The sequence below is a fragment of the Pseudomonas sp. 37 R 15 genome, assembly GCF_900004865.1.
GTDB lineage: Bacteria > Pseudomonadota > Gammaproteobacteria > Pseudomonadales > Pseudomonadaceae > Aquipseudomonas > Aquipseudomonas fluorescens_AM.
Map to the genome: position 1 here is coordinate 1 of NZ_CVTV01000061.1, position 1243 is coordinate 1243.

Here is a 1243-nt window from a genome sequence, read left to right on the forward strand (position 1 = left end):
TGAACTGGCCTAATGATTTTGGACACTTCAATCGGGCGCTATGATAGCGCCCAAATCTGAGGTGTTTGGTTATGCGTAAATCTTATTCGAGTGAGTTCAAGCTCAAGGCTGCCAGCATGGTGTTGGATGAAGGTCAGCCGGTTACCGAGGTGTGTGCCACCCTGGATATCGGCCCCACAGCCCTGCGCCGCTGGGTCGATCAAGTGCAAAAAGAACGCTTGGGCTCGACCCCGGTAGGGGCCAAGGCGATTACTGCTGATCAACGAGAAATCCAGAGGCTCAAAGCTCTGCTCAGAGAGAAAGACCTGGATATCGAAATTCTAAAAAAGGCCAGTGCTCTCCTGCTTTTGGACGCCAAAGATCATTCACGTTGATCGATGAGCTGGACGAGCAGTACGGCGTTAAAAGGTGTTGCCAGGCGTTTGGGGTCAACCGCAGTAGCTTCTACGCCTGGCGCCAGCGCCAAGGCAGAGCAAATCCTGAGAGGGATAAGCTCAAAGCCGCGCTGGTCAGGCACCACAAGGCGTCCAGAGAGTCGGCCGGTGCACGTACGTTGTCCAAGGAGCTACAAGCCAAAGGGCATCGTATCGGGCGTTATATGGCTCGCAGTTTGATGCGCGAAGCTGGCATCGCCAGCCGTCAGCGCAGGCGCCATAAGTACAGGTCGCCGGGCGTGGAGGCCTTGGTGGCGCCGCACGTGCTCAAGCGAAAATTTGATGTGACGGCGGTTAATCAGGTGTGGTGTGGCGACGTGACATATATCAAGGTCGGCAAGCGGTGGATGTACTTCGCCGCCGTTCTGGATTTGTACGCTCGCAGGATCGTGGGCTGGTCGTTCTCGATGATTTCTGATGCCAACCTGACCTGCGAAGCGCTACGCATGGCGGTTGAGCTACGCGGCCATCCCCAGGATGTGTTGTTTCATTCTGACCAAGGTTGTCAGTACACCAGTCATAAATTCCGAAACGAGCTGCTGAAACAGGGGTTTAGGCAGAGTATGAGCCGTAAAGGCGAATGCTGGGACAACGCCCCGATGGAGCGTTTCTTTGGCAGCTTGAAATCAGAGTGGGTGCCTGAAACGGGCTACAAACTGGAACATGAGGCCCGAGCAGACGTGCAGCGCTATGTCTCGCGCTACAACATCAGCAGGCCTCATAGCTACAACGACTACCGGTCGCCGGTCGTGAAGGAAAGGTTGGCGGCGTGAACCTTAATCAGTGTCCAAGATTACTTGACCAGTTCA

2 protein-coding genes are annotated in these 1243 nt (G+C 55.1%); both read left to right on the forward strand.

Annotated elements, in window-relative coordinates:
• The first annotated feature begins 71 nt into the window (after nucleotides 1-71).
• A complete protein-coding gene (locus BFQ04_RS30590; protein ID WP_065949522.1) occupies nucleotides 72-374 on the forward strand; it encodes a transposase in 303 nt (100 codons plus the stop codon).
• Entirely contained in the window at nucleotides 371-1207 is an 837-nt protein-coding gene (locus tag BFQ04_RS25755; RefSeq protein WP_065949523.1) for an IS3 family transposase, read from the forward strand. The genes BFQ04_RS30590 and BFQ04_RS25755 overlap by 4 nt, the downstream gene beginning before the upstream one ends.
• Nucleotides 1208-1243 lie beyond the last annotated feature (36 nt).